The organism is uncultured Thalassospira sp. (assembly GCF_963976115.1).
Classification (GTDB): Bacteria; Pseudomonadota; Alphaproteobacteria; order Rhodospirillales; family Thalassospiraceae; genus Thalassospira.
In genome coordinates, this window is the sequence record NZ_CAXBJJ010000003.1 from 360357 (window position 1) to 383926 (window position 23570).

The 23570-nt window shown below is 54.9% G+C and carries 24 protein-coding genes; 9 read left to right on the forward strand and 15 right to left on the reverse strand.

What is annotated here, in order from left to right:
• Nucleotides 1-26: 26 nt before the first annotated feature.
• Nucleotides 27-938 (reverse strand): aminotransferase class IV, encoded by a 912-nt coding sequence (locus tag AAC086_RS05155; RefSeq protein ID WP_339776111.1) that lies wholly within the window; start codon nucleotides 936-938, stop codon nucleotides 27-29.
• Between the two features lie 160 nt (nucleotides 939-1098).
• On the opposite strand from AAC086_RS05155, the gene AAC086_RS05160 reads away from it, so the two are divergent.
• Nucleotides 1099-2040, forward strand: coding sequence for a LysR substrate-binding domain-containing protein (locus tag AAC086_RS05160; RefSeq protein WP_339776114.1), 942 nt, complete (start codon nucleotides 1099-1101; stop codon nucleotides 2038-2040).
• Nucleotides 2041-2089: 49 nt separating this feature from the next.
• Here AAC086_RS05160 and AAC086_RS05165 read toward each other — a convergent pair whose 3' ends face one another.
• Entirely contained in the window at nucleotides 2090-2608 is a 519-nt protein-coding gene (locus AAC086_RS05165) for a cupin domain-containing protein (RefSeq protein ID WP_339776117.1), read from the reverse strand.
• 163 nt (nucleotides 2609-2771) lie between these two features.
• Between AAC086_RS05165 and AAC086_RS05170 the strand changes: the two genes are divergently transcribed.
• Nucleotides 2772-3713 carry an alpha/beta fold hydrolase gene (locus AAC086_RS05170; protein WP_339776119.1) on the forward strand — a complete coding sequence of 314 codons (942 nt, stop codon included), beginning with the start codon at nucleotides 2772-2774 and terminating at the stop codon, nucleotides 3711-3713.
• Nucleotides 3710-4174, forward strand: a complete 465-nt coding sequence (locus tag AAC086_RS05175) for a GNAT family N-acetyltransferase (RefSeq protein ID WP_339776121.1) — start codon at nucleotides 3710-3712, stop codon at nucleotides 4172-4174. The genes AAC086_RS05170 and AAC086_RS05175 overlap by 4 nt, the downstream gene beginning before the upstream one ends.
• A gap of 53 nt (nucleotides 4175-4227) precedes the next feature.
• On the opposite strand, the gene AAC086_RS05180 is transcribed toward AAC086_RS05175, so the two are convergent.
• The 7 genes from AAC086_RS05180 to AAC086_RS05210 all read right to left on the reverse strand — a co-directional run bounded on the left by AAC086_RS05180 (nucleotide 4228) and on the right by AAC086_RS05210 (nucleotide 11813).
• A complete protein-coding gene (locus AAC086_RS05180) occupies nucleotides 4228-6015 on the reverse strand; it encodes an adenine deaminase C-terminal domain-containing protein (RefSeq protein ID WP_339776124.1) in 1788 nt (595 codons plus the stop codon).
• Nucleotides 6012-6944 carry a nucleoside hydrolase gene (locus AAC086_RS05185; RefSeq protein ID WP_339776126.1) on the reverse strand — a complete coding sequence of 311 codons (933 nt, stop codon included), beginning with the start codon at nucleotides 6942-6944 and terminating at the stop codon, nucleotides 6012-6014. Before AAC086_RS05185 ends, AAC086_RS05180 begins: the two co-directional genes overlap by 4 nt.
• Complete coding sequence (locus tag AAC086_RS05190) at nucleotides 6944-7978, reverse strand: ABC transporter ATP-binding protein (RefSeq protein ID WP_339776129.1); 1035 nt, start codon at nucleotides 7976-7978, stop codon at nucleotides 6944-6946. The genes AAC086_RS05185 and AAC086_RS05190 overlap by 1 nt, the downstream gene beginning before the upstream one ends.
• Nucleotides 7971-8750: an ABC transporter permease gene (locus AAC086_RS05195; protein ID WP_339776131.1), complete on the reverse strand. Its 780-nt coding sequence runs from the start codon at nucleotides 8748-8750 to the stop codon at nucleotides 7971-7973. Before AAC086_RS05195 ends, AAC086_RS05190 begins: the two co-directional genes overlap by 8 nt.
• Entirely contained in the window at nucleotides 8747-9574 is an 828-nt protein-coding gene (locus tag AAC086_RS05200; protein ID WP_339776134.1) for an ABC transporter permease, read from the reverse strand. Before AAC086_RS05200 ends, AAC086_RS05195 begins: the two co-directional genes overlap by 4 nt.
• Nucleotides 9575-9720: 146 nt before the next feature.
• Nucleotides 9721-10740, reverse strand: coding sequence for an ABC transporter substrate-binding protein (locus AAC086_RS05205; RefSeq protein WP_339776137.1), 1020 nt, complete (start codon nucleotides 10738-10740; stop codon nucleotides 9721-9723).
• Entirely contained in the window at nucleotides 10737-11813 is a 1077-nt protein-coding gene (locus AAC086_RS05210) for a LacI family DNA-binding transcriptional regulator (RefSeq protein WP_339776138.1), read from the reverse strand. Before AAC086_RS05210 ends, AAC086_RS05205 begins: the two co-directional genes overlap by 4 nt.
• 323 nt (nucleotides 11814-12136) lie before the next feature.
• Here AAC086_RS05210 and AAC086_RS05215 point away from each other — a divergent pair, with 323 nt between their 5' ends.
• The 6 genes from AAC086_RS05215 (at nucleotide 12137) to AAC086_RS05240 (ending at nucleotide 18239) form a co-directional block, all read left to right on the forward strand.
• The gene (locus AAC086_RS05215; protein ID WP_339776141.1) at nucleotides 12137-12889 is read left to right on the forward strand and encodes an IclR family transcriptional regulator C-terminal domain-containing protein; all 753 of its coding nucleotides are present in this window, start codon (nucleotides 12137-12139) and stop codon (nucleotides 12887-12889) included.
• A 91-nt stretch (nucleotides 12890-12980) separates the two neighbouring features.
• Nucleotides 12981-13940 carry a tripartite tricarboxylate transporter substrate binding protein gene (locus AAC086_RS05220; RefSeq protein WP_339776143.1) on the forward strand — a complete coding sequence of 320 codons (960 nt, stop codon included), beginning with the start codon at nucleotides 12981-12983 and terminating at the stop codon, nucleotides 13938-13940.
• Between the two features lie 28 nt (nucleotides 13941-13968).
• The gene (locus AAC086_RS05225) at nucleotides 13969-14448 is read left to right on the forward strand and encodes a tripartite tricarboxylate transporter TctB family protein (protein ID WP_339776144.1); all 480 of its coding nucleotides are present in this window, start codon (nucleotides 13969-13971) and stop codon (nucleotides 14446-14448) included.
• 36 nt (nucleotides 14449-14484) lie between these two features.
• On the forward strand, nucleotides 14485-15990 hold the full coding sequence (locus tag AAC086_RS05230; RefSeq protein WP_339776145.1) for a tripartite tricarboxylate transporter permease: 1506 nt from the start codon (nucleotides 14485-14487) through the stop codon (nucleotides 15988-15990).
• Between the two features lie 111 nt (nucleotides 15991-16101).
• Nucleotides 16102-17349 (forward strand): CoA transferase, encoded by a 1248-nt coding sequence (locus AAC086_RS05235; protein WP_339776147.1) that lies wholly within the window; start codon nucleotides 16102-16104, stop codon nucleotides 17347-17349.
• Entirely contained in the window at nucleotides 17346-18239 is an 894-nt protein-coding gene (locus tag AAC086_RS05240) for a CoA ester lyase (protein ID WP_339776149.1), read from the forward strand. The genes AAC086_RS05235 and AAC086_RS05240 overlap by 4 nt, the downstream gene beginning before the upstream one ends.
• 81 nt (nucleotides 18240-18320) lie before the next feature.
• Here the strand turns inward: AAC086_RS05240 and AAC086_RS05245 are convergent, their stop codons facing one another.
• From AAC086_RS05245 to AAC086_RS05270, 6 genes are read right to left on the reverse strand one after another with little or no spacing between them, the layout of a single operon-like run.
• Complete coding sequence (locus AAC086_RS05245; protein ID WP_339776151.1) at nucleotides 18321-18989, reverse strand: RraA family protein; 669 nt, start codon at nucleotides 18987-18989, stop codon at nucleotides 18321-18323.
• A complete protein-coding gene (locus AAC086_RS05250; RefSeq protein ID WP_339776154.1) occupies nucleotides 18986-19738 on the reverse strand; it encodes a FadR/GntR family transcriptional regulator in 753 nt (250 codons plus the stop codon). The genes AAC086_RS05245 and AAC086_RS05250 overlap by 4 nt, the downstream gene beginning before the upstream one ends.
• On the reverse strand, nucleotides 19732-20550 hold the full coding sequence (locus AAC086_RS05255) for an SDR family oxidoreductase (protein ID WP_339776157.1): 819 nt from the start codon (nucleotides 20548-20550) through the stop codon (nucleotides 19732-19734). The genes AAC086_RS05250 and AAC086_RS05255 overlap by 7 nt, the downstream gene beginning before the upstream one ends.
• A gap of 46 nt (nucleotides 20551-20596) precedes the next feature.
• The gene (locus AAC086_RS05260; protein ID WP_339776160.1) at nucleotides 20597-22099 is read right to left on the reverse strand and encodes a tripartite tricarboxylate transporter permease; all 1503 of its coding nucleotides are present in this window, start codon (nucleotides 22097-22099) and stop codon (nucleotides 20597-20599) included.
• Between the two features lie 5 nt (nucleotides 22100-22104).
• The gene (locus AAC086_RS05265; RefSeq protein WP_339776162.1) at nucleotides 22105-22575 is read right to left on the reverse strand and encodes a tripartite tricarboxylate transporter TctB family protein; all 471 of its coding nucleotides are present in this window, start codon (nucleotides 22573-22575) and stop codon (nucleotides 22105-22107) included.
• 20 nt (nucleotides 22576-22595) lie between these two features.
• Nucleotides 22596-23564: a tripartite tricarboxylate transporter substrate binding protein gene (locus AAC086_RS05270; RefSeq protein ID WP_339776164.1), complete on the reverse strand. Its 969-nt coding sequence runs from the start codon at nucleotides 23562-23564 to the stop codon at nucleotides 22596-22598.
• Nucleotides 23565-23570 lie beyond the last annotated feature (6 nt).

Sequence of the window (23570 nt, forward strand, 5' to 3'; positions counted from 1 at the left end):
TATACAGAAATGAGAGATTTCTGATCTCAGGTTGCAGATTTCGAGGTGGTGGCATCCGCCCGGATTGATCGAGCGAATGTTGCCATCAACCTTTTTGTCAGGGCACCAACCGGCCAGCGAAAAACATGGTTGCGTGTGGCAAGTTCGGTAACCGGCAGAATTTCAACGGCGGTGCCGACGACAAAAACCTCGTCGGCGTCGGCCAGCATATCAAGGGTAACGGTTTGCTGGTTGCTTGTCAGTTTCATATCCTGGGCCAGGGCAAAAACATGATGTTTGGTAATACTGTCCAGAAAACAGGTAGGTAAGGGCGAAACAAGTCGGTTATCCTTGATCAATACAATATTGGTTGCGGTGGTTTCGGCAATGTTGTCATGGCTATCTAACATCAGGGCATCGTCATAACCGCCCTGTTGTGCGGTATGTCGCGCTAACGTGCCGATCATATACATGCCCGAACATTTCGATGCGGTCGGGGCCGTGTCGGGGGCCGGGCGTCGCCAGTCAGCCAAAACAAGACGGATGCCATTGTGTGCCATGCCCTGTGTTGCGGGGGTAGGCCAGTCCCATGCGGCTATCGCAACATGAATGTGGGCGGTGGTGGCGGCCACCGAAACACTTTGCGATCCTCGCCATGCAACGGGGCGAATATAACAATCGTTAAGTCCATTTGCCCAGATGACAGCCTCTGTCGCGCGGGTCAGTTCTGTGGTCGTCCAGGGAAGGCGATAGCCGACAAGATCGGCCGACCGTGCCAGCCGTTCAATGTGGGCCTGGCATAGAAAAATATGTTTATCATAGGCGCGCATCCCTTCAAACACGGCCCCGGCCATGTGCAGGCTGTGGCTTAATATGTGGCATTCGGCTTTTTCCCAGGGCACCAGTGTGCCGTCTATCCAGATGAAACCGTCGCGGGTGCCAAAATCGGTGTTGGTCATGACTGTTCTGCCAGTGTTGAAAAACGGACTTGAACTTTGTGGGCAAAACAGAGCGCAAATCCAGTGAGCTGTTCTCAGCCCGGTTTGAGGATTCATCACATTGCCATTACGTCAAACCGCTGTAACAATTGCCAGATGACAGTCAGGGGCCAGAGTAAACATGACGGATTTTTCCCAAAACCCGATGCGCCTGAACGTACCGTTAAATGCCCTGCGCGCGTTTGAGGCCGCAGCCCGGCATTTGTCGATCAAGGATGCGGCGTCTGAACTGGGTGTGACGCCGTCGGCGGTGAGCCATCAGGTGCGCATTTTAGAAGATATTCTGGGGCTGGAACTATTACGCCGGGCGGGGCCGGGGTTGGAACTGACAGAAAGCGGTGAAAGATTATCGCCTGATTTAAGCGATGGATTTGCCAAAATTATTCAGGCGGTGGGGGATCTGCGACAGGACCATGCATCGGGCCCGTTGCGGTTGACGATGCTGCCCACTTTTGCGGTGCATTGGTTATCCCCGCGTCTGGCGCGGTATCCGTTTGAAAAGGCCGGGTTCGAGTTGCTGATTTCGACCAGCCAGCAGGCGATTGACCTGGTGGCCGGGGCGGCCGATGTTGCCATTCGCCATGGTCAGGGTCATTGGCCGGGCTTGATGGGTGATTTATTGTTTGGCGAAAATGTGACCCTGTTAGGCACACCACAAGATGCCAGCGGCACGCATGCCGATATTCGCGCCCGTATTGCCGAGGCCAATCTGTTTTTATCCCAGCATCGACGGGAGAATTTTGCGACCTGGAATGCATCCTTGCCAGGCGGACCGATCAAACCGGCGGCTGTGACATTTGTTGATTCCGCCGGTTTGGGCCTGCGCGCGGCGATTGACGGGGCAGGCATTACCCTTGCCAGCGGCGAAATTGCCGCCAGCGACATTGCCGCCGGGCGTCTGGCCCGTTTGTTTAACCATAATGTTGCTGCCGGGGCCGGATATTATCTGGTTTATCCTGATCGGTTAAAACGCGATCGCCGTTTGCGTAATTTACGGCAATGGTTGCAAGAAGTTGCGGTGCCGCCTGCGTTGTCCCGGCCAGCAAAGGGACCAAATACCTGACCTTGATTCTGATCCCTATGCCGATAAACGCTTGGCCATGATGGCCGGATTAATCCTCGCCATCCCAGTAATCAACTGCATCCCGGGTGGCAAAATTAAGGGAAAGGCGGCGCTTTGCCTTTTCTCCGCCCGGTGCGGCCCCGGCGAACAGGGCAACCTTGCCTGAATCCGGGTATTGCAGAATATCGGGTTCGTTCATGCTGCTGATCGCGATATAGCGCAGTGCTGTGTCAGGGCTGGCCTGTAATTGGTGGGCGGTTTCGGGGCCGCCTGCCGGGCACATCACCACATCACCGGTTTTTACGGCATAAATATTATCGCCAAACCGTACTGTGCCATGACCTGATAAAATGACAAACATTTCGTCATTGGCATGATGGCAATGAAACGGCCATGCTTTTTTACCCGCCGGAACCTCAACCAGACGGGCGCCCAGCCGGGTCGCGCCATGCGGGGCGGCAATGGCGGCAAAGGCGGCGGCAAAATGTTCGCCGTGTGTTTGTGGGCAAAGTTCCAATGCATCAAGGTGAATGACCGGGTTTTCGGGTGGTATATTGGCAGGGCTCATCGGGGCCTCCTGTGGTTATGTTTACGATTTAGGAGGCAGATGGGGGTTTTGTACAAGTGAATAAACCTCAGTCCGGGGCGAGAAAACTTCAATTGCGAAGTATGATTGAACCGGGGTTAAATGATGTGACGTTTGGCTTGGTCATGTGAAAGAAAGGGGGGATATGGCGCATACAATATATCCGGCCTGCTTTACCACCCGGAGCGCAGACGGGGTGGATATTGCCGGTTTTGAATGGCGATGTGACAGCCCGGAGGATGCGTGTCTTCGCCCCGTTGTGGTCATTTGTGCCGCAACAGCGGTGCGGTGTCGGTATTATGCGCGGTTTGCTGCGTTTTTATGCCGCAATGGCTTTGATGTGCTGACATTTGATTATCGTGGTATTGGGGAATCCCGCCCGCACCGTTTGCGGGGCTTTCGCGCCGGTTGGGGCGACTGGGGGTTACACGATGTTGATGCGGTTTTGCGCTATGCGCAAACCGGTTTTCCCGGCCAGCCGGTTTATGCGGTGGGTCATTCAATTGGCGGGTTTGCCATTGGGCTGGCCCCGTTAAACCATGTTTTAAAACATGTGGTAACAGTAGGCGCACAATTTGCCTATTGGCGCGATTATGAAAAAACTTTGCGGTGGCGGATGTTTTTGAAATGGCATGTTGTCATGCCGGTTTTGTCGCATTCGTTCGGGTATTTTCCCGGTGCCCGCCTGGGCTGGCTGGAAGATGTGCCACACCATGTTGTGCGCGACTGGAGCCGGATGGGCCCGGCATTTGAACACAGCCTGTTATCGGCTGTTCCCGCCGGGCAATTAAAGCAGAATTTTGCCGCGATGTCGGGCAAATTGCTGGCGATTGGTTTAACCGATGATCCGTTTGGGACGGTTGCGGCGGTTGACCGGTTGCTGGGATATTACCAAGGGGCATCGCGCACCCATTTGCGGGTTGCGCCGGGCGATATCGGGGTTGCAGATATCGGCCATTTCGCCTTTTTCCATGACCGGTTTGAAACCAGTTTGTGGCCCCTTGCCCTGACATGGTTACGCGATGGTGCCCTGCCCGACACCGTGCCGGGACAAGTTATAATGAACGGATTCAAAGGAACGATATGATCGGGATTATAAAGGCAGAACCCTTGCACCGGGCGGGGTGGGAACGATTATGGTGCCAGAATAGTGCCAGCTTTGGCGCGCCGGACATGACCAATGATGTGATTGACGTTTTATGGCAGCGTATCCTTGACCCGGATCATGCCATGCAGGCGTGGCTGGCGGTTAACCGAACCGGGGAGAAGGATGAGCCGGAGGTGGTGGGGCTGGCGCATATCATTGTTCATCCCCATACATTTTCCCTGCGCAATGTTGCTTATCTGGAAGATTTCTGGGTGTCCGCCGACCAACGTGGTTTGGGCATTGGCAGGCAGATGATGGCAGCGTTGGAAACACAGGCACATCAGCAGGACTGGGCCCGTTTATATTGGTTAACAGCAGGCGACAATCATAAAGCCCAACGCCTGTATGACCAGCTGACAAATCGTGTGGATGCTGTTTTATACAAGATTGATACTGTGTAAAAGAAGGTCTCCATGGGATGACGCAACCTCATGGAGACCTGATCTTTCGGGTTTTATGCCAGGACTTCTAAAACCGGTGTTTCAAGCACGGTGTCGCTGATAACATCGGCAATGCCCCGGTCGGTTTGGTGTGGACCAATGTTGCAGGCTAGTGTGGCCCCGAATAACGCCTTGAACACCAGATAGGGCGGGTTCCAGTCGACAATATTGTCGGTGGCACTGCGGATGGCGGTGAATTGATCGGCGACATCACGCATCGATGCCTCGGATAGCAGCCCGCACAATGGCAAGGGCAGCAGCGCATCGATTTGACCGTTCGAGGCCACAGCCATGCCGCCACCAGCCGCAATAACGGCATTTGCGGCAACGGCCATGTCCTGCGCGTTACCGCCAAAAACGGTCAGGTTGTGGCTGTCATGCGAGACGCTGGTGCAAACTGCGCCCCGCCATTTTCCCCACCCGGTTAAAAAGCCGACCCGGGGCCGGTCATCGACAACGCCGTGGCGATGGGCAACAGCAATAAGGGTTGTTTCTGCGGGCGGCACCACATAACCGTCTTTGACATCGGCGGTGATGTCGCCCCAGCGGGTAAAACGCGGCTGGTCGATGGTTGCCAGTTTTACCTTGCTGCCGGTTGCCTTTACGCGAAAATCGTTGGGGGTTAACGGGTTGATTTTCAAGGTGTGATAAAGCGGGGCCGGGTCCAATGCCGGGGGCGCAACGATGATTTCACCGTTTTGGGCCACCAGTTTGCCGTTGGCGAAAACGTGGCTGGCGTTAAAGTTCGTCAGGTCATCAAAAATGGCGATGTCGGCGCGGCGCCCGGCGGCCAGAAGGCCCAAATCGTTGCGCCCCAGCCGGGTGGCTGCATTTAGCGTTGCGGCGCGCAAGGCCCAAATGGCGGGCATGCCATAGGAAACCAAACGTCGCACAACATCGTCCAACCCGCCTTTATCGGCCAGATCATCGGGGAAAACATCGTCCGTACACAACGAAACGGTTTGCGGCAAAAAGCCCAGTTCGTTGATGGTTTTAACAAAACCTGGCAATAAATGGTCGTGGGACCCACGCATTTCGATGTGAATACCGGCGCGCAGTTTTTCCATCAAATCGTCATTCGATGTCAGTTCGTGATCGGAACTGACACCAGCGGTCATGAAGGTTTGCAGATCCGCCCCGGTTAAACCGCGTGCGTGCCCGCAAATCATTTTACCCGATAATAATCCCGCCTGCATGATATTGGTCATGCGGTCGGTCCGGTTGATGACACCGCGCATATTCATGACTTCGGCAACACCGGCAATGTCAGGCCAGGCCAGAAGGTCGGCCATCGCTGCGCCGTCAAAATCCGCGCCGGAAACTTCCAGTCCCGGTGCCGCAGGCACGCAGGACGGGGCCAGTACCAAAGCACGGAGCGGCAGATTGCGGGTGGCCTCTGTGGCCCATTTTACACCCTTCTTGCCAAGGACATTGCCCAATTCATGCGGGTCCCAGACAATGGTGGTCACACCGCGCGGGACCACGGTTTGCGCATAAATTGCGGGTGTAACCATTGAACTTTCGACATGCATGTGGCTGTCGATCAGGCCCGGTGTGATGAATTTGCCGCTGGCATCAATAATGCAATTGGCATCCTTGCGGCTGGCGGGGGCATGGACGCTGGCGATCAGGGGGCCGGTTAGGCCAATATCGGCCGGGCGCATTTCACCGGTGACCATATCGACGATCTGGCCGCCGGTCATCAGCACGTCAAACGGGGCATCGCCGCGTGCGGCTGCGATGGCGCGGCTGCGCAGGGTTTCGTCGTTTAAATCGGCGGGTTCGCTGGTTCTGGTATTCATTCTTTTTCTGCTTCTGCTTGCAAGGCGGCAAAAATCATTTCGCGGGCGGTCATCGCATCGACACGAACGGCATATTCGGCGTTTTTAACCGCCGCCGGGCGGGGGTCGACAATGGTGCGACCGCGCGACGGGCCGGTATTAAGGTCTATTTCAATCCGGGCCGGGGCAAATGTGATGACATCGTCACTTGTAACCGCAATGGCCGCACAGGGATCGAATATGGCCATGGCCTGTCGTCCGCGTGACAGGCCGATATTGATATAGCCTTCGATCAGGTCGGCCAAAAGGGTGGCATTTTTGCCCCCGGCCTTGCGGATTGCAACAACGTCTTGCGGGGCGGCAACCACCTGACGGCACAAATCAAGGTCCACCATGCGCAGGGGCATATTGTGGGCAAGCACGATGGCAAGTGCTTCGGGGTCGGCAAAGGCATTATATTCCGCCGATGGCGTATGGTTGCCCAGGCTTACGGCCCCACCCATCCAGGTTAGTCTGTCTATTTTAGCCGCCAGTTCCGGGCGAGCCAGCACCAGGGCAGCAATGTTGCCAAGCGGCCCCAATGCCAGAATATGGCGTTCGTCGCCAGGCGCGGTTGGTGCTTGCAGCCAGTTATACAGGGCATCAAAGGCCGGGATCGATGGTTTTAAGGTGCCGCGTGGCAGGGCCTGACCGGCGGTTAACATGCCGGTTGGCCCCATAATGCGTTCGGCGGTTTCAAGCCCGCCCAATACCGCGCGCGCCCGCCCGGCATGAATGGGAAATTGCCAGTTAAACAGCATGGCGGCGGCGGCGGCATTGCTGGCAACCTGTGGTAACGGGCTATTGCCCGCCACCAGCGACATCCCATCGATTTTCAAACCGGCATGGGTCACACACAGCACGGCGGCTATGTCGTCAAATCCCATATCGGTATCGATCCATATGGCCATCACATGCCCCCGAAACGGGCCAGCGGGGCGGCTTTTTCCACTTGCAGGTCAAAGGCCACGGTGCTGCCAAAAGAATGGATTGGCAAGGTGGCATCGCATTCGGCCTTGATCTGGCCAAGCGGCGTATCAAGCAGATATTCCCGCGTGCCACCGGCAAAGGACGTGCCCCGCACCAGCCCCTGATGGGGGCCTGTGCCCAGTGTGATGGTGCCGGGCCGCCATGCCAGCCCCTTTGTGCCGGGTGGAACGTTACCGTGCAGGTCAATGTATTGGCTGCCGGTTTTCAACATGCCGTTTTCAAGGGCAAAGACATTTTCAAAACCGACAAAATCGGCAACAAAATCTGACACCGGGTGGTTATAGATATCCTCAGGCGTGCCGATCTGTTCGATCAACCCGTCTTTCATCACAATGATGCGGTCCGCCATTGCCAGGGCTTCGACTTGGTCGTGGGTGACAAAAATCATGGTCACACCGCTTTCCTTTTGCACGCGCTGCAATTCGGTTCGCATTTCAAGGCGCAGGCGGGCATCAAGGTTTGATAACGGTTCGTCTAACAATAATACCTTGGGTTCCATCACCATCGATCGTGCCAGCGAAACGCGCTGTTGCTGCCCACCGGAAAGTTCGGCGGGTTTGCGGGTGGTGAATTTGCCAAGGCCAACGGTTTTAAGGCCCTGATTGACCCGGTCTTCAAGGTCTTTGCCTTTGACGCCCATCAAACGCAGGCCAAAAGCAACGTTTTCATAGACATTAAGGTGCGGAAACAGCGCATAGGACTGAAACACCAGCCCAACCGGGCGTTTGTTGGCCGGAGTGCGGGTAATATCGGTGCCATCAAGGCGGATGGTGCCCGATGACGGGCTTAATAACCCGGCAATGGCGCGCATGGTTGTGGTTTTACCACAGCCCGACGGGCCAAGCAGGGCGACGAGTTCGCCCTTGCCAATATCAAGGTCCATTTCCGGCACGGCAACGTTTTTGCCATAGGACAGGGTCAGTTTTTCAAGGCTGAGAAAGCGGGAATCAGACATAGCGGGAAAATCCTAGGAAACGTTCGGCCAGAAACACAATACCCAGTGACATGAAAGCCAGAAGTGCCGACAAGGCCGCCACCGACGGGTCATAGGTGATTTCCATATAGGCCAGCATATCGATGGGCAGGGTGCGTATACCGGGGCCAGACAAAAACAGCGATACCGGCACCTGATTGAAACTGGTGACAAAACCCAGAATGAAGGCGGCCAGAATACCGCCGCGAATATTGGGCAGAACCACGCGAAAAAACGCACCAACCCGCGATGACCCTAGCAAAACCGCTGCTTCTTCAATGTCGGATCGCAAATTGGTCAGGCTGGCGGAAACCACCCGCACGGCATAGGGCAGGATCAGGGCGGTGTGGGCGATAAATAACGCAAACAGAATGCCGGTGTTAAACGGTACGACAAAATAACGCAGCAACGCCAAACCCACGATAATGCCGGGCACAATGATGGGCGAGGACACAATGGTGCGGATGGTTTCGGCACCGGGCACCTTGTAACGCGACAGGGCGTAACTGGCAGGAACACCCAAAATCAGCGCCATTAAGGTGCCGCCAATGGCCAGAAACAGCGAAATGCCGAAACTTTGCCGGAAACTTTCAATCTCGAAAACCTTGAAAACCCAGCGCAGCGATAACCCCTGGGGCGGAAAAGCCAAAGTTTCACCGGCCGAAAGCGAGGCTGCAATGATAATGGCAAAAGGACCAATCAAAAAGGCCAGCACGAGGATGAGGACAAGAGGGGAAAACAGGCGTGATGTCATCGTTTGTTCCTCGCCGTTGCCAGTCGTTTAAGCAAAAGATTGGCTGAAAACGCCATCACAATCAGGATCAGGGCGATGACACTGGCCGATACAAAGTCATTGGCAACCGTGACGCGTTGATACATCAGGGTTTCGAGCATCAAAACCTTGGACCCGCCGAGAATGGCCGGGGTGATATAGGCGGTCATCGAACCGGTAAAAACCAGTGTGCCGCCAATGACCAGCCCTTCGCGGGTAAGCGGCAAAATGACACGGGTAAAAACCTGTAACCAGTTTGCGCCTAAAACCCGGGCAGCGGCAACCGCATCGCGCGGCATGTTTTCAAGCGCGCTGATCAGCGAAATGATCATAAGCGGCAAAAACAACTGCAACAGGCCGATAAAAACAGCCGTTTCGGTAAACAAAAACCGGATCGGTTCGTCGCTTAGGCCAATCGCCACCAGCGCCTGATTGACAAAGCCGGTTCGCCCTAAAATAACCAGCCAGGCATAAGTGCGCGCCACGGGCGAAATCATCAGCGGCAGCACGACCAGGCCGGTGATCCGGCCTTTGCCTTTGGCGGGCAGGTTCACAATGGCAAAGGCTGCGGCATAGCCAATGACGGCGGCCGCAGCCGTAACCATTGCGGCCAGTTTCAGCGTGCGAAAAAACACCGCCTGATTAAGCGAATGGGAAAAGAAATCGATATAGGCCTGTATGCTCCAGCCGTTTGCGGTGTGAAATCCCTCGGATAGAAGAATGATCACGGGAACCAGAAAGACGGCTCCGGCAAAAACGGCGGCAGGCATGACCAGGGCAAAGGCCTCGGCCCGGTTCTGAAACATCTTGGTTGCTCGCTTGGGTGGTCTTGTCTGAAATGCCCGGCGTCGATGGCGCGAGGGAGCATTCATGTGTCATTCGGTATTTCGCGGACGATAAGGCAGAAAGCCGGGGCACCGTACCTGTTATGGGCAGGCACCCCGGCTATTGATTACTGACCGACTTTTTCGTTCCACTGGTTCAGCCACGCATCGCGGTTATCAAGCATGACATCAGACGGGATCAAATGCAGGTTGGCAACGGTATCGGCACCATAGGTCAGATTGTCGGCAATATCGTCGGATACTGTGACGTCCTTGTTGGCGGGGCTGTCCACCAGGCCCTCGGCCAGTTTGGTCTGGATATCGGTCGAGAGCCAGAAATCCATGAATTGCAGGGCCAGGTCACGGTGTTCGCTGCCTTTGGTCACGACCATCACATTCATGCCGCCAGACTGGCCTTCCTTCGGGGTGGCCCACTTGATCGGCAGGTCCATTTTGGAAAAACCTTTCCAGGCAAAACGGCCAATAGGTGCGGCCCAGATTTCTTCTTGCTGCATCAACTGCACCAACTGGGACGAGCGGACATAGAAGGTGACGATATCGTCTTTGTGCTTGCCGACTTCTTCAATCGGGGTTTTCAGGCTGGTATCGTCATCGCCCAGTGCCTTGCCCAGCATGTAAAGGGTCAAGGGGCCCTGGCTGGTGGTGATGTTGGGCAGGGCAACATGGCCGGCCAGTTTGTCAGACAGAAGGTCTTTCCACGATGTCAGATCGATTTTATCGGACCGATAGGCAATCGAACTTGTGTAAAAGGTGTAACCAAGGCTGTGACCATCGCCATTGGGATCTTTGGCAATGTCGTAAAGTTTGTCAAAGTTTGCCAGTTTCGATGTGTCGATTTTATCGGTCAGATCCTTGCGGTGGGCGGCAAGGGCATCTTGGGTGGTCATGACGGCCAGATCAATAACCGGATGGTCCTTGTTGGCTTCCATTTTGGCAAGACGTTCAACCGAGTTGCCGGTTTCAACAACCAGTTCGCAGCCGCATTTTTCTTCAAACGGCTTGTAAAGGATTTCCTTGAAGGCATCCTGGGCAAAGCCATAAACCGAAATTGTCAGCTTTTTTTCTTCGGCCTGCGCCGCATTAAGGGACAGCAAAAGGGCGCATGAAGCCAGCAGCAGTTTTTTCACAACGTCTCTCCATTTGGAACTGAGATTTGAGAAGGGGGGACAGGGCCGGTGGAAGACCGAATGATCAGTTCCATCGCGACACTGGACGTATCAGCCGTGACGGTATCCGGGACCGTTCGTTTTTGGGGGATAAGGGTCGGCTTGGTATTTTTTGTGCCGGTAATTTCGGCAATCAGTGCCGCAACGGCAATTTCGGCAATTTGGGCCATATTCATATGAATGGTGGTCAGCGCCGGGGTCATCACGGCTGAAAAAACCAGATCATCAAACCCGGTGACGCTGACCTGGGCGGGAACGCGAAAACCCGCTGTTTGCAGGTCGGTTAAAACCCGCAATGCCAACAGGTCAGACACCGTTGCAACCGCCGTTACCCCGTTTTCAACAAGGTAAGGCAGCTTTAACGAGGCGGTCGTCCCGCCCTGGCGCAATATTGGTTCCAGCCAGATGGTCTGATGGGCAACATCCCGGCCAAGGGCGGATTTCATGCCACCGATGCGGTCATTTTGCACATTGGAGGCGGGGTCGTTTCCCAGCAGCAATATTTTTTTGTGACCCAGTGCGCGAAGGTGGCGAGCGATTTGTTCGCCGCCGTCCCAGTGGTCGGCAGAAACGGTATTGCCCGGTGTCGAGGGGGTGTCGACCATGGCAACAGGGCAGTCAACGGCCCCGATGCGCGTGCCACGCCGTGGAATAACAATAAGCCCGTCAACGCCGCGCTCGATCAAACGACTGATGGCGTCGGTCTGGGTGGTGACTTCACCGCGAGAATCCGCAATCAGCACGCCATAGCCATTGTTTGATGCTGCCATTTCCATGGCCTGCGCAATTTGTGGAAACAGCGGATTGGCGATATCGGGCAGGACCAGCCCCAACACACCCGAACGACCCGTGCGCAAAGCGCGACCGGCATTGCTGGGCACATATCCCAGTTCATGTGCCTTGTGCCGGATTTTATCCGCCAGATCTGCCGAGACCCGACCCTTGCCTGACAGGGCATTGGACACGGTTGCCGACGAAACCCCAAGGGCCGCAGCAATTTTGGTCAGATTTGGTCCTGTGCGTTTAGCAGCCATCAAATACCTGTGCAGGAGCGTTTGGCGATGATCACGTGATGACAAGCATATGTGTGATTAATCGATTAACCAAACGCTAGTCGAGTCTGGGAAAAGAGTCGAGAGGAAATTATGGCAGCAACAGGGTAAATTTTACCGCAGGTGCGAAAGGATTTATAAGTATTTGAAAAACATGAAATTAAAATTATTCGTGCTGCGGGCACGGGCCAAGATGTCTGCAACGTAGAGGTTTTTCTTGACAGCTTATAATGCGCGACGATAGCATTCGTTCATAATAATGAACAAGTTCACAATACTGAACTTTAATAAAAGCCGGAGGAAAAATGAGTGGTCGTGGCTCGGAGCGTATTCTTGAAGTGATTGAATGGCTGGCTCGCCAGCCAGCGGGCCGGACTTTGACAGAGGTTGTCGCAGGTCTGGCGCTCCCAAAAAGCAGTGCGCTTATGTTGCTGCGGACATTGGTGGAACGCGGCTATGCGCGACGCGATGACGCGGGCCTGTACCACATTCACCGTCTTCCAGGCGAAGCAAGTGCTGACAATCGCGCCTGGGGCACGATCCTGCGGCTTGTTGATGACAGTCTGCGCGAGGCGGTCAGCCTGACCCATGAAACCGGCTTTGTCGGCGTGCTTGATGACGCGCAAAAAGTGCGCTATCTCAATAAAATACTGCCACAGCGCGAAATTCGCTATGATCGTGATATTTCAGTGGCCCGGATTGCCGCCCATGTTGCTACCGGGCAGGTGCTGTTGTCCGGGCTGTCGGATGCAGCATTGAATGCGTATTGCGCCGATCTGGCGTTGGCACGCGACGATGTCGATACAATTGAATTGATAACGCTGGTCAGAACGATACGCACCAACGGTTATTCCGTGAATTTGCAGGGACGTGTTGAAGGGGCGGCGGGCGTTGCTGCCCCCATTTTTGATCGACACGGAAATATGGTGGCGGCCCTGAATATTGCAGGGCCGCGCGAAAGAATTGCGGCACGGCAGGATGAGATCCTGTCGGTCGTTATAACAGCAGCGCAACAGGCTTCGGCCGCGCTGTCTGAAATGCGTCGTGAAGGCCCCTGAAAACGGGCTTTGCGATATCAGGATGGTGCAAATTTTATCCGAAGGGAAGACAGGACAAAATTTGCACGTTGGAAATTTGGGAGAAAGAACGATGACTTTCACGAAATTGCTGAAAGGTGCATTGGCCGGGGCTGTTGCCCTGTCATTTGCCAGTGCGGTTCAGGCCGCGGATTTTCCGTCACGCGGGATTGAATTTGTGGCCGGTTATGGCCCCGGCGGCGGACATGACACCATGTTGCGCGCCATGGCGAAGGTCATTCAGGACAACAATCTGTCGGAAGTTCCGATCAATGTTGTCAACAAACCCGGCGGCAGTTCGGCTGTGGCCCTTGGCTATTTGAATTCACATAAAGGCGACGGTCATTTTCTGATGTCGGCAACGTCATCCTTTCTGACCACCCCGCTGACCTCGAATATCGGGCTGGATTACACCAATTTCACCCCGATCGCGCGTCTTGGTATCGATCCGGAATTGCTGGTTGTAAACGCATCGGGTGATTACAAAACACTCGAAGATATTGCGAAAGCCGACAAGGTTCTCAATGTCGGTGGCAGTGGCACCGGTTCGATTGAAAATATCGTCACCATCAAGCTGGCTGAAGCGCTCGGCAAGAAACTGAATTACATTCCGTTTCAGGGGGATGGTGAAGTTACGGCGGCTCTGCTGAGCAATCAGATTGATTTCGCGATTACCAATACCGGTCCGGTTGGCGATTTCATTAAAACCGGCCGTTTTAGCGCACTGGCGATCACCACCGATAAACGTGTCAGCCTGTTCCCGGATGTTCCGACCTTTATCGAGCAGGGCTATAACATCAATCTGAGCCTGTTCCGCGGTGTTGTTGCTGCGGGTGACATTGGCGAAGAAGAAAAAGCCTATCTTCTGAAAATGGTTAAGGACATGAGCAATACCGAAGAATGGCAGCAGAATTATATTCAGGCCAATTCGATTGTGCCTGATTTTCTCGGCCCGGAAGAATTCGCCATTTATCTTGAAGGCATGAATGGCGTTTACAAAACGTCGCTGACCAGCCTTGGGATCATCAAGTAAGAAATTTCCGAAGAAAACGGAGTTCTCCATGAAAATCTCGGAGATCATTCTTCTGGGCGGGCTGTCGGTATTTTCCGGCAGCCTCCTTTGGGGCAGTCTTGACATGCCCTATTCAACCGACACCACATTTGGTCCTGGTTTTATTCCTCTTAATATTTCCATTGCCTTGCTGGTTTTGATTGCGGCACTTGTCATTCGCACGGTGTTGCGTTCAAGACGCGGTTTGGCCACATCGGAAGCCACGGGCGGTCACGGCGCGCATGGTGGGGAAAATGGCGGTGTTGAAACGTTAAGTGCGCTGATGCTTGTTGGGGCAATTGTTGCGATTGCACTGTGCATTTATGCCATGTCGTTCGTTGGCGTTTTGATCCCGCTTGGTGTTTTGCTTGTGATTTTGTCGTGGCGGTTTTCCGGTCACGGGTTGCTTAAATCGGTTGCGGTCAGCCTGATTGTGCTGGCGGTAATTTACCTGATCTTTTCGGTCTGGCTCCGCATCCCTCTTCATTGATCGCCCGTCCCTTGAACTTCTGTTCTGGAAACAGTCATGCTTGATACTCTCGCCAGTCTCAGCGGCGGCTTTGAAACCGTGCTGACTTTTCAAAATATTGTTCTGATTTTCCTTGCCGGGATTATCGGGACCGTTATCGGGGCATTGCCAGGACTGGGGCCATCCGCCGGTATCGCGCTGATGTTGCCTTTGACTTTTGGGATGCCCCATGCATCGGGCCTGTGTCTTTTGACCGGCGTTTATATGGGCACCATGTATGGGGGTCGTATTACATCGATCCTGATCAATACGCCCGGCGATGCGCCCGCGATTATTACCGCCCTTGAAGGCTATCCGATGATGCGTCAGGGCAAGGGTGGTCTCGCCCTTGGCATTTCGGCGATCAGTTCGTTTGTCGGTGGCTTTTTTGGTTTGGCGGTGCTGGTTTTCTTTGCGCCAATCGTTGCCGAATACGCCATTTTCCTTGGGCCGCCGGAATATTTCATGCTGATGCTGGTGGGCCTGAGTACGATTGTGCTGCTCGCCGGGGCCGATGTTTTCAAGGCCTTGATCGTGACCTGTTTCGGGTTTCTGGTCAGTACTTTTGGCAGTGACTACATTTCCGGCCATATCCGGTTTGCTTTTGTGCCCGAACTGATCGAAGGCATTGATTTTGTTGCCATCATCATTGGCCTTTATGGTTTGGGTGAGGTTTTTTATAACCTTGAGCGCAAAATCGTTCTTAACCTGGGTAAGCCGAATTTCAGTTTTTCCGACTATATCCCCGGCCGGAAAGAGATGAAAGAAGCCTCGGCACCCACCCTTCGCGGGTCGATTTTGGGGACTTTCATTGGTATCCTGCCTGGTGCCGGTGCGACAATTGCAACCTTTCTGGCCTATGCGCTGGAACGTAAATTGTCGAAAACGCCCGAAAATTTTGGCAAGGGTGCCATTGCGGGCCTTGCCAGCCCCGAGGCCTCGAACAATGCCGCCGTTCCGGGATCGCTTATTCCGCTTATTACGCTGGGTATTCCAGGGTCTGGCGGCACGGCGATTATGCTCGGTGCGTTGATCATGTTTGGTTTGCAGCCTGGTCCTCTTTTGATGATCCAGTCGGGCGATGTCGTTTGGGCGATGATTGCCGGTCTGATTTTGGCAAACTTCTTTTTGCTGGCATCAAACGTGTTGTTGATCCCGTTATTTGTGAACCTGCTGCGTCTGGTGCAAAAACATCTGCCGAGCATTGTGGTCGGCTTGTGCATTGTCGGGGCGTTTTCGTTGAATTACGGCACGTTCAATATCTGGATCGCGCTGATTTTCGGTGTGGTCGGTTATTTGATGCGTAAAAACGACTATCCGACCGGCCCGTTCATTCTGGCGGTCGTGTTGGCTCCGTTGGCAGAAAACTATTTCCGCCAGTCAATCATGCTTGCCCAGGGGTCGTGGAGCATCTTTATCGACCGTCCGGTTTCGTTGGCGCTGGTTGTGTTCATGGTTCTGGTGGTTTGCGCCAGCATCATCAGCAAGCAGTTTTTGCGCCGCCGCGAGGTCGGGACTGAATAGCCCGGACCACATAATAAAGATCCGCGACCAGCATTTTGTCTGGTCGCGGCCTGATCTGACCTGACTGAATTTTCAGAACACATATATATAGAATTGAAGGACTGAATTGGCATGGACGCACCCACATCACATTGGCGCAAAGCAGCCTTCACGCCCGAACAAAGCGGTGCTTTGAAAGGGCTTGTGGTTGTTGATCTGTCGCGTCTTGTTGCGGGCAATATGACATCGCTGCAACTGGCTGATTTTGGTGCCGATGTTATCAAGGTTGAACCGGTTTCATCGGGCGATCCGCTACGGGCCTGGCAAAGTGAAGGTGTGTCGTCGTTCTGGAAGGTTTACGGGCGGAATAAACGCAGCATCGCCCTGGATTTTCGCAAGGACGGCGCGATTGATATTTTGCGCGGCCTGATCGCCCATGCCGATGTGCTGATTGAAAATTTTCGCCCCGGCACGATGGAAAAAATGGGCCTGGCCCCCGATCAATTGCGCAAGGATCATCCCGGTCTGGTAATTTTGCGGGTATCCGGCTTTGGCCAAACCGGACCTTACAGCCCGCGTCCGGGTTTTGGCACCATTGTCGAAGGTATGTCGGGCTTTGCGCACCGCAATGGCGAAGCCGATGGCGGCCCGTTATTGCCGCCATTGGCCCTGGCCGACATGATTGCCGGTTTATATGGCGCGTTTTCGGTGATGACGGCCTTGCGGGTGCGCGATGATAACGGGCAGGGGCAGGTGATTGATCTGTCATTGCTAGAGCCGATTATCTCGACCCTTGGCCCTGAAGCGCTGGATTTTGCCCTGACGGGCAAGGCCAAGCCACGGGTTGGCAACGGGTCAAACACATCAAGCCCGCGTAATGTTTATGAGACCGCAGATGGGATGTATGTGGCGCTTTCAGGGTCGATGCAGCGGATGGCGGAACGCCTGTTTCGCCTTATGGGCCGTGACGATATGAACAGCGACCCCCGCTATGCCACTAATGCGGCCCGTGTTGCTCATCGGCCAGAGGTTGATAAAATTGTTGGCGACTGGATCGGCCAATATACCCGCGATGAAGTGATGGAAAAATTTGAAGCCGCCGAAATAACGGCATCTCCGCTTTATAACATTGCTGATATTCACGAAGATCCGCATTTTATAGAACGTGGCGTTTATGTTGATGTGCCTGACGATGACCTTGGTGAAATTGCCATGCACAGCCCGGTTCCGCGCCTGTCTGATACCCCGGGCAGCATCCGTTTTGCCGCCCCAAGGCTGGGCGAGCATAGCGAACAGATCTTGCGTGATATTGGATATGATGACGTCCGGGTTGAGGCGGCGTTTGACAGTGGTCTGGTGAGCCGGAGTACGGGTAAATGACGGTTTTGCAGGATCAATCCCCTTGTTCGTGGCGCTCATTGCTGTATGTGCCGGCCAATAACCCGCGATTTGTTGGCAAGGCCCAGCAGCGCGGGGCCGACGGCGTTGTTTTAGACCTTGAAGACAGCGTTGCCGACACAGACAAGGAAAATGCCCGCAATCTTTGCGCCGAAGCCATAGCCGACATGGCCGATGGCCCCGGCGATGTCCTGGTGCGGATCAATGCCAGCCTGCGACAGGCCATTCCCGATCTGGAAAAAATTGTCCAGCCCGGCTTAAAGGCCATTTTGTTGCCCAAGGCCGACATGCCCGACAAAGTGGCCTTGCTGGCAGAAACCCTTGACGAACTCGAAGCCGAGCGTGGCATTGCGCCAGGAAGCATCAAGTTTATTCCCATGATCGAGGCCCCGGCAGGCTTTTTCGCCGCCAGTGACATTGCCACGGCGTCGTCACGATCCATCGGGTTGCTATTGGGCAGCGAAGATTTCGCGACCGAAGCCGGTATGGAACCTGACCCGGAAACCTTGTTATTGCCTCGCCAGCAACTGGTATTTGCCGCCCGCAAGGCCGGGCTGGTGCCTTATGGTTTGCTGGAAAGTGCGGCAGATTATTCCAACGTTGAAAAGACCCTGGAAATTGCCCGCCGTGCCGCCCGGTTCGGCTTTGAAGGGTCCACCTGTGTGCATCCGGCACTAGTGCCGGTTTTAAACCAGGCTTTTTCCCCCAGTGTCGAGCAAATTGCCCATGCCCGCGAGGTGATGGCAACCCTTGAGACCGCAGCGGCACAAGGCAAGGGCGCTGCAGTTTTGAAAGGCCGCATGATTGATGCCCCAATGCGCAAACGCGCCGAAAGGCTGTTGCTTCGCGCAAAGCGTTTTGGGCTGGCCTGACTTTTCATCGTCATGACAACACAATAGAAAAACGGGAAACGGTGTTGGCTGTTTCCCGTTTTTGTTTTGATGTTTGTGTAATCAGGCCGCAGGCCAGACCGATTGCAGTTTTTCGCCGCTCAGCAAACGATCACGGGCGGATTGTTCGTTTTTGCCCAAATCATCGGCGGCATCGGCAATGGCAACCAGCTGTTCCTTGGGCAGGGCGACAACACCGTCAATATCAGCAAAAATCACATCGCCGGGGCGAATGGTGACACCGGCAATGGTTACGGGAACCTGCGAATGGCGAGGTTCTTTTTTGCCTGTAACGCCAACCGGGCTGGGATGGGTGCCAAATAACGGATAGCCCAGCTCACGCACTTGTGCCAGGTCGCGAACGGTGCCATTGACGATGGTGGCCGCCAGGCCACGGGTTTTTGACCCGGTAGACATTAATTCGCCCGTGCAGGACCCATCGGCGCAAGAGGCATCAACCACCATGATGCCGCCTTTGGGCGCGTTATCGATGGCATTGTGATACACATCCTGCGGTTCACCCTTGCGATCAGAGGGTTCAAACAAAACCGTTACCGCCGGGCCGCAAACGACTTCGCCCGGTGCCAGCGTGCCAAATAGCGAAATTCCGCCCAGATAGCCCCACAGGCCCAGATGTTCCATGCTGTCGTGGATGTCGCCGGAATACCATTTTTTCAGGCGTTCGATGGCGTCCCAGTCGGTGTCTGAATAGTCAAATTTGTTGGGGGTCATTCTTGTGTATCCTTGTTCTGGGCCTTGGCGATGGCGACCTGCAAATAGGCGCTGCTGTTGTTGATATGCGCGGCAATGGCTTGTTTGGCGGCCGCTTCATCGCGGTTTTTAATCAGGTCATACAGGTGTTCATGTTCCGCACAGGCAATATCGAGCGATTTGATTGGCACCCGGCTGGTCACCCGGATGACATCGGTAATCAGCCCGTACAGATTGTTATAAAGTACGGCCATCACATCGTTGCCGGCCGATTGCACCAGCGCGCGGTGAAAGGCTGCATCACAATCGGTAAATTTGCCAAATTCGCCCGCATTTGCTGTGTTGCGCAGATTGCTCATGGCGGCATCTATTTCTGGTGTGATCGGGTTGTCCCGGGCGACAAGAGCACTGATGACTTCAACCTCGATCATGCGGCGCACATCCATCAACTGAACCAGATAGTCCGGGTTGGAGGAAAAAAGTTGCCGCACGGTCGTTGCCAGGGTACCGAGAAATTCGGCAACGTCGTCACGGACGATCATGGCGCGTTCGCCATGTTTGCGCCGAACCAGCCCCTTGGTTTCCAGAATTTGCATTGCTTCGCGTACAGACCGCGTGCTGACATTGAAATCGCGCGCGATGGCACTTTCCGATGGCAGGCGGTCGCCAATGGGCAGGTTGCCGCTTAAAATCCGGTTTTCAAGGTCCTCGGCCACGCTTAAATGCAGCCTTTCACGATCTGCCGGGCGGGCGGGACTTTCTGTCACCATGCTGTAAATCCTCCATCAACCACAACGTTTGACCCCGTCATATAGGATGACGCGTCAGATGCAAGAAAGCGGATCACGCCGTTATATTCGGTGATTTCAGCCTGGCGGCGCATCGGCACGCGATCCAGGAAGGCATCAATGAATTCTTTGTCAAAGCTGGCTGTTTTAACCCCGCCAAAGGAAATCAGGTTGGTGCGCACCCCTTTGGTGCCCCAATAGGTTGCCAGATAGCGGGTTAAATTCAACAAGCCTGATTTGGATGCGGCATAGGAAATGGCCTTCACAAACGGCACCCCGTCGCGCTCTTCGCGGTAGGCATACAGGGCCTGATTGGGCGAAACCATGCCGTAAATCGACCCGACATTAATGATCGATCCGCGTCCGGCTTTTGCCATTTTGCTGCCAATGACCTGGCTGGTCAGCATGACACCGGTCAGGTTGGTTGCGATAATTTCATCCCAGTAACGCTGGGGGTAATCCTCGAACGGGGCGTTTTGTTCGGCTGACCCGTCGGGTTTGGAATCAATCCCGGCATTATTAACCAACACATCAGGCACCCCCCAATCGGCAATTAAAAGGTCGGTTGCTTTTTGCAGGGCTTCCTTGTCGGTCACACTGGCAACGTAAACCCGGATATTGTCGGCAACATCGGGGAATTTTTCGGCAATCTGGTCGCGATCAAACGGGCGGCGGCTATAGATGGCAACCTTGGCCCCGGCCTGTGCCAAAGACTGGGAAAATTGCGTGCCCAACTGTCCCAGACCACCGGTGACGACGATGACTTTGTTTTTGACGCTGAAAATATCAACCATGTTCGTTTCTCTCTTGTTTGTGGTCGCAAGGATATGTGGAAAATGTTCAAGGGTGTTTCGCCCGGCCCACACCGCGCCAGATGGCACGGGCAATCGGCAGGATCAGCAGCGAACAAACAATGACGCCCAGAACCGCCGCGATGGGCCGGTCAAAAAAACCAAGCAGATCGCCATTGGCGATTTGCATCGACATAATGAAGTTGCGTTCAAGAACCGGCCCCAAAACCAGCCCCAGAATGATCGGAGCAATGGGAAAACCGTTTTCTTCAAGCAGGTAACCAACGATGCCTGCGGCAAACATGACGCCGATATCGAAGGTGGAATTGTTGATCGCAAAGGACCCAAGAATGCAGCAGGCCAAAACCACCGGCACAATGATGCCGCGTGGCACCGACAAAACCCGACGCGCCCCTTTGATTGCCAGATACCCGATGGGGAACAGCAACAGATTGGCGACAAAAAACGTCATGATGATTGCGGTGGGCATGGACGGATTTTCGACAAACAGGCGCGGTCCGGGGTTAAGTCCCTTCATAAACAGAACACCAACCGCGATGGCGGTAACTGCATCGCCGGGAATGCCAAAAACAAGGGCTGGTATCCAGGCGCTTGAAAGTCCGGCATTGTTCGATGTGCTGGCTTCGATCAGGCCTTCTTCGTGGCCGGTACCGAATTTTTCCGGGGTTTTTGACATCCGTTTGCTCATGCCATAGGCGATCCAGGCGGCAACGTCGCCCCCTACACCGGGCAAGGCCCCAACCGCCGTGCCCAGCGATGCCCCGCGCAAAAAGCTGAACGGATAACGCATCAATAAACGGCCCATGCCATGAAACGGACGGGCGCGCGATGTATCGGGGGCCGGGGGAAAGGATGCGTTGGCCGAAAAACCGCGCAAAACTTCGGCGAAGGCAAACATGCCGATCATGACGGGAATAAAGCTGACACCGCCCATAAGGTCGATCGAGCCAAAGGTAAACCGGGGTTGACCACTGGTAACATCCAGCCCGACAGTTGCGATGAGCAAGCCGATCAGCAAGGAAATAAAACCCCGTGCCGGGTCGCTGCTGCTGACCAGGGCCGATGTCATTAAACCCAGCATGGCCAGCCAGAAAAATTCAAAGCTGGAAAACATCAGCGCGACATGGGCCAGAAGCGGCCCGGTAACCAGCAACACCATGGCCCCGACAAGCCCGCCACAGGCAGAAAAGAAAATACCGATGCTAAGGGCGGTTTCGGCCTTGCCTTTCATGGTCAGGGCATAGGATTCATCGACATAGGCGGCCGATGCCGGGGTGCCGGGGATCCGTAACAGCGCACCGGGAATATCCCCGGCCGTGATCGCCATGGCGGTTGTTGAAACGATCAGGGCAATGGCGGGCACCGGGTCAAGATAAAAGGTTAAAGGCACTAAAAGGGCGGTTGCCATGGTGGCGGTTAGTCCCGGTATAGCCCCGATAAACAGGCCGTAAACCGCCCCGCCCAGAATGGCGAGCAGGACCGGGGCCTGAAAAACGATAGATGCAGCGGTAGCGAGAGTTTCAAATGTCATGCTTGTCACCACGGCAAGGGAAGTGGCCCCGCCGACAGCGGGACATACAGAATTTGCGCAAACACATATTGCAGGCCCAAAATCACGATCAGGGCAACCGGCAGCGCAATGAAGAGGCGGATTTGCAAAAGCAGCATCAACCCGATGGTGTAGACCAGTCCCAGAAGGGGAAACCCGATGATGGGCAGGGCATAAATGGCGACAAGAACACCCGCCATGGTCCAGATTGCACTGATAATGCCGCGTGTGCGACCGTGCCATGCCGATATATCGAACCATGGCCCGTGATGGGCGGCGCGCATTCCGGTTATCATGATCCTGATCGACAGGCCCAGCAGGGCCATGCCGATCAAGGTTGGCATCAGGTTGGGGCCAAAGGTCGTTCCTGGCACAGCGGGAAGTTGCTGTGCCAGAATGATGACCCCACTCCCGAGAACGGCGAATATCAAACCGATAAGGCGGTCATCGATACGCATGGTAACGCTCCAGCCTATCGTTATTTCGCCAGTCCAAGGGTCTTCATGGTTTTCACCAGCCCTTCACGCGACTGCATGACGGTTTTGGTGAAATCTGCGCTGTTCTGATAGGCCACTGAAAACCCGCGGGATGCCATGAATTTATGGAATTCCGGGTCTTCAGTAATGTCTTTCAGGGTTTTTGACAGGGTATTTGTGATGTCGTCGGGCAGCCCCTTGGGGGCGGCTAACCCGCGAAAGGGCAGAGGCGACCAGTTAATACCAAAGGCCTCGGTGGTGGTGGTAAGATCAGGCCAGGCATCGCTGCGTTCGTTTGAAACCAGGGCCAGTGTTTTGGCTTCGCCCGCTTCAACCAGCGAACGCGCTTCAGCCGGGGATGTTGAAACAACATTAATCGCACCGGCGGCAAGTTGCTGCATGGCCGGGGCGGCACCATCCGATGCGATCCACGGGCTGGCGTCGGGGTTAATATCAAGCGTGTTTAACAAACCTGCCCAGGCCAGATGCGACAGGCCCCCCCGGTTTGCGCCGGATGCCTTGATGTCGCCGGGGTGGGCTTTGACCGCATCCACCAGTTCGCCAACCGTGTGATAGGGCGCATCAGCCCGCACATTTACCGCAATCGGGTCCGCGTTAAAACGCCCGATCAGGGTGAAATCTTCGGGTGTCGCACCGGGAATACCCTGTGCGTCATACATGGTCATTTCGATGGTCACAACGCCCAGCGTATAGCCATCGGCGGGGGCATTGGCGATGGCAACATGGCCAACCACACCACCGCCACCGGTGCGGTTGACAACGTTAAACGGCTGTCCAAGGCGTTGTTCAAGTTGCTGGGCAACAGCGCGGGCCGTGGCATCGGTGCCACCACCAGCCGACCACGGCACAATAATGGTAACAGCCCGTTCGGGCCATTTGGCAAAAGCGGATTGGGAAAAACTCGCACAGGCGAGGGCAATCGCACCAAGGGCGACTAAAGTCCGTTTCATTTTGTT

Bases quoted from the DNA above. Each gene is read 5' to 3' on its own strand.
- AAC086_RS05155 (WP_339776111.1), bottom strand. From the start codon at position 938: ATGACCAACACCGATTTTGGCACCCGCGACGGTTTCATCTGGATAGAC.
- AAC086_RS05160 (WP_339776114.1), top strand. From the start codon at position 1,099: ATGACGGATTTTTCCCAAAACCCGATGCGCCTGAACGTACCGTTAAAT.
- AAC086_RS05165 (WP_339776117.1), bottom strand. From the start codon at position 2,608: ATGAGCCCTGCCAATATACCACCCGAAAACCCGGTCATTCACCTTGAT.
- AAC086_RS05170 (WP_339776119.1), top strand. From the start codon at position 2,772: ATGGCGCATACAATATATCCGGCCTGCTTTACCACCCGGAGCGCAGAC.
- AAC086_RS05175 (WP_339776121.1), top strand. From the start codon at position 3,710: ATGATCGGGATTATAAAGGCAGAACCCTTGCACCGGGCGGGGTGGGAA.
- AAC086_RS05180 (WP_339776124.1), bottom strand. From the start codon at position 6,015: ATGAATACCAGAACCAGCGAACCCGCCGATTTAAACGACGAAACCCTG.
- AAC086_RS05185 (WP_339776126.1), bottom strand. From the start codon at position 6,944: ATGGCCATATGGATCGATACCGATATGGGATTTGACGACATAGCCGCC.
- AAC086_RS05190 (WP_339776129.1), bottom strand. From the start codon at position 7,978: ATGTCTGATTCCCGCTTTCTCAGCCTTGAAAAACTGACCCTGTCCTAT.
- AAC086_RS05195 (WP_339776131.1), bottom strand. From the start codon at position 8,750: ATGACATCACGCCTGTTTTCCCCTCTTGTCCTCATCCTCGTGCTGGCC.
- AAC086_RS05200 (WP_339776134.1), bottom strand. From the start codon at position 9,574: ATGTTTCAGAACCGGGCCGAGGCCTTTGCCCTGGTCATGCCTGCCGCC.
- AAC086_RS05210 (WP_339776138.1), bottom strand. From the start codon at position 11,813: ATGGCTGCTAAACGCACAGGACCAAATCTGACCAAAATTGCTGCGGCC.
- AAC086_RS05215 (WP_339776141.1), top strand. From the start codon at position 12,137: ATGAGTGGTCGTGGCTCGGAGCGTATTCTTGAAGTGATTGAATGGCTG.
- AAC086_RS05220 (WP_339776143.1), top strand. From the start codon at position 12,981: ATGACTTTCACGAAATTGCTGAAAGGTGCATTGGCCGGGGCTGTTGCC.
- AAC086_RS05225 (WP_339776144.1), top strand. From the start codon at position 13,969: ATGAAAATCTCGGAGATCATTCTTCTGGGCGGGCTGTCGGTATTTTCC.
- AAC086_RS05230 (WP_339776145.1), top strand. From the start codon at position 14,485: ATGCTTGATACTCTCGCCAGTCTCAGCGGCGGCTTTGAAACCGTGCTG.
- AAC086_RS05235 (WP_339776147.1), top strand. From the start codon at position 16,102: ATGGACGCACCCACATCACATTGGCGCAAAGCAGCCTTCACGCCCGAA.
- AAC086_RS05240 (WP_339776149.1), top strand. From the start codon at position 17,346: ATGACGGTTTTGCAGGATCAATCCCCTTGTTCGTGGCGCTCATTGCTG.
- AAC086_RS05245 (WP_339776151.1), bottom strand. From the start codon at position 18,989: ATGACCCCCAACAAATTTGACTATTCAGACACCGACTGGGACGCCATC.
- AAC086_RS05250 (WP_339776154.1), bottom strand. From the start codon at position 19,738: ATGGTGACAGAAAGTCCCGCCCGCCCGGCAGATCGTGAAAGGCTGCAT.
- AAC086_RS05255 (WP_339776157.1), bottom strand. From the start codon at position 20,550: ATGGTTGATATTTTCAGCGTCAAAAACAAAGTCATCGTCGTCACCGGT.
- AAC086_RS05260 (WP_339776160.1), bottom strand. From the start codon at position 22,099: ATGACATTTGAAACTCTCGCTACCGCTGCATCTATCGTTTTTCAGGCC.
- AAC086_RS05265 (WP_339776162.1), bottom strand. From the start codon at position 22,575: ATGCGTATCGATGACCGCCTTATCGGTTTGATATTCGCCGTTCTCGGG.
- AAC086_RS05270 (WP_339776164.1), bottom strand. From the start codon at position 23,564: ATGAAACGGACTTTAGTCGCCCTTGGTGCGATTGCCCTCGCCTGTGCG.